5 protein-coding genes are annotated in these 2,747 nt (G+C 58.7%); all 5 read left to right on the forward strand.

Annotated elements, in window-relative coordinates:
- The coding region (locus tag MVO87_RS09990; protein WP_297553032.1) for a hypothetical protein at positions 1-746 on the forward strand (746 nt) is incomplete at its 5' end.
- Entirely contained in the window at positions 739-1,269 is a 531-nt protein-coding gene (locus MVO87_RS09995) for a hypothetical protein (RefSeq protein ID WP_297553018.1), read from the forward strand. The genes MVO87_RS09990 and MVO87_RS09995, both read left to right, overlap by 8 nt.
- Positions 1,270-1,273: 4 nt before the next feature.
- A complete protein-coding gene (locus MVO87_RS10000; RefSeq protein ID WP_297553034.1) occupies positions 1,274-1,804 on the forward strand; it encodes a hypothetical protein in 531 nt (176 codons plus the stop codon).
- A 207-nt stretch (positions 1,805-2,011) separates the two neighbouring features.
- Complete coding sequence (locus MVO87_RS10005) at positions 2,012-2,416, forward strand: hypothetical protein (protein WP_297553036.1); 405 nt, start codon at positions 2,012-2,014, stop codon at positions 2,414-2,416.
- Between the two features lie 36 nt (positions 2,417-2,452).
- The coding region (locus MVO87_RS10010; protein WP_297553038.1) for a hypothetical protein at positions 2,453-2,747 on the forward strand (295 nt) is incomplete at its 3' end.

Genomic DNA, 2,747 nt, shown 5'->3' on the forward strand with positions numbered 1-2,747 from the left:
CAAGTGTGTACAACCAAAAGGTCGGGCGCCGAGAGCTCCCGGTCGAGATGAAGAAGCGCTCGGGTGGGGTGGTTTCAGCAACTGAGATAGTCGAGCGGAGGAAAGAACTATCGAAGCCAAAGAACATTTACCATTACCTCGGCGAGGTGCCGGAGTGGCTCAGTCGGGCCCTCGAAGACCCGCGCGAGCTCTCAGCTATGCTGTGGTATGGCGTTGAGCGCTACCTTAAGGAGAAGGCCAAGACCCACTCGGACGCCAGCATGTATGCCGACTTCCTGAGAAAATGGCTCGGCGAGAAAATCGTCGCCCATGCTGTCTCAGAACTTGAGCGCAAGGACAGGGAAGGCACAATCACGTGGCGCGAGGCGTTGACCCTCTATGCGCTTCAGAACTTCGGTGGACGCCTTGTTGAAGGCGGTATTGATGCATTCTACCGCGTCGGCTCCAGCTGGGTTCGTGCTTGGATAATCAACAACGCCAGAGCCGGCGATGTGTTCAGCGAGGCGGTGCAAGAGTTCCTACGTAGGCACCCGGCAGTTTACGTTACTGTTAAGCCCGGCATCGGCACGGAGGTGTCTTTCACCGAGGGCGAGACCCGCTACCCGACCCTGATGTTCATAATGGCCATCGCCCCCGACATTGCGCTCAAGTTGGCCGGTTACCTTGCAGAGTTCCCAGAACCAGAAGGAAGCGCCTACCGCTTCGTCGTTGAAAAGCTCAAAGAGTGGGTGATGAGGCATGGTTAGGCTCGCGGACATCCCGGCGCCGGTGCTGGCTCAGATTGAGGAGTTCGTCGAGGAGAACTGGGGTAAGATGCCCGTCGTTAGCAAGTTCACCGACAAGACGCTCCAAGCCGAGATTGAAAGGCGCTGGGGGTACAAGCTCAGCCCCGCGCAGATAAGGAGGCTCAAGTATAAGACCGTCCGGCTGAGCAACGTTTACATCTCCCTCGACCACGCGAGGGAGCTGGAGAGGCAATACGGGAGCGTGGCGACCGGCGTGAAAAAGGCCGTCGCAAAGCTCATCGCCGAGATACCGAAAATCCCGGAGCCCTACGACCGAGCCTACGATTACCTGCGCGGGCGCGACTACGACATACAGGAGCTTATGGAGCGCATCCGGGAGCTCGGCTACGAAGACCCGCAGGAGGTCTTAAAGGTCTTCAGCAGGGAGGGCGTGATGATGTGGGAAAACGGGCGCGTGAAAATCCTAAACAGGCGCCGGCTAACCGACCTTGAGAAGCTCGGCTTCCTCGGCTTCGGCGTGTGAGGTGGTGCTTATGGAGACACTCCTGACCAAGGTCGCCCACGAGCTCAAGGAGGAGCGTCCAAAGCTCAAGCCGTCGCCGTTGGCGGTGGAGCTGAATGGGGGGCCTCTCGACCAGGACAGGCTCGCGAGGTTGGAAAGGCTCTACCGGAAGGCTATGAGCACGCCGGCGAAGCCTATGAAGGGTTCGAGAGCCGTCGTGGTTGCCAGAAGGGGTGACACCATTTACTTCCGCCGGACGCCGGAGAAGCCACCGACCGAGGCGAAGCGGAAGGCGTGGGAAGAAATGGCAAAGCTGGCAAAGCTCGCCGGAGAGCTGAGCCACGAGGAGGTCGCGGAGCTCGTGGGCGGGGAGGTCGTGGACGTTGGCAGATACCTCGGCAGGCCGGGGCTCGTGGGTAAGAAGGCCGTCCTCGTTGACGGCCAACTGCTCACAAAGAGTCAGGCGATGGCAAAGCTGTTGAAGGGCAAGCGGTGGGCGAGGCCGAGGACAAAGCTCGACAAGCTCCTCGACATCCTTGAGTGGGCGCTGGAGTGACTGTGCCACGCAACCTTTTCTTTTACATTTGTAAACTCAACCGTTGACCAACCACCTATAAAATATTGCTTTCTGCAAAGGACGGGTTTTGCGGAGCGAAAGACATAAATATCTCTTTTGCAAAAAACATACACAGAGAACGAGACCGGGAGCCCTACCGGGGGCCGAAACCCGGCAACAAAAAGAACCACTGGAGGTGGTGTTGAGATGGCGAAGATAAGGCCCCAGACCCTCGTTGCCGGTCTCGCCGGTAAGGCAACCCCTATGAATAACATCGGAGCTAAGGGATTCTACATCCAGAGCGTCGGTGCGCGCTGGTGGGTCAAAAAGAGCGGAGCTATACTCGCGAACCTCCCGTACACCATCGAGAGCCCGCACAAGGGACAGGTTGACGTTAGGGTCAAGTTCGGTGAGATTGCCCACGAGACCAAGGGAATGCCTCTCGCCGAGAGGCTTAGGGTCATAAGGGAGAGGATGTCCGGCTACAAGTCACCATACGCCATGAACCCCGAGGAGTACCCGAGCAAGAAGCGTGGCTACCACACCCTTGCCCAGCTTAAGGCAATGCTCGGTGAGACTGAGGCGAAGGGACGCACCTACGGGGGCTTCTGAAGCCCCATAATAATTATTTCGCGGAGGTGACGCGAGATGGGATTTGTTGAGGACATAAAGAACATCTTCACGGAGAAGACCGTCATCGGCCTCGGATACGCGACCGTCTCCGGCCTCGCCAGCGCCGTCATCGGTGGCGTCCTTGAGAGGGCCGGCAACGGCAACAAGTGGCTCGGCTACTTCGGAAACGTCCTCGGCGCCGGGCTGATGAGCTGGGTCGCTGACAAGATGGGCCACCCCGAGTGGAGGGGCTACGCTGTCTTCGGTGCGCTGTTCCCGCCAATCTGGGAGTGGGTTAACGACAAGGTTTCGCCCGACCAGCTCGCCGATA

The sequence above is a fragment of the Thermococcus sp. genome (genome assembly GCF_027063845.1).
Lineage (GTDB): Archaea > Methanobacteriota_B > Thermococci > Thermococcales > Thermococcaceae > Thermococcus.

What these genes read in the sequence shown, in the direction of transcription:
- MVO87_RS10005 (WP_297553036.1), top strand. Translation starts at nt 2,012, where the DNA reads ATGGCGAAGATAAGGCCCCAGACCCTCGTTGCCGGTCTCGCCGGTAAG.
- MVO87_RS09995 (WP_297553018.1), top strand. Translation starts at nt 739, where the DNA reads ATGGTTAGGCTCGCGGACATCCCGGCGCCGGTGCTGGCTCAGATTGAG.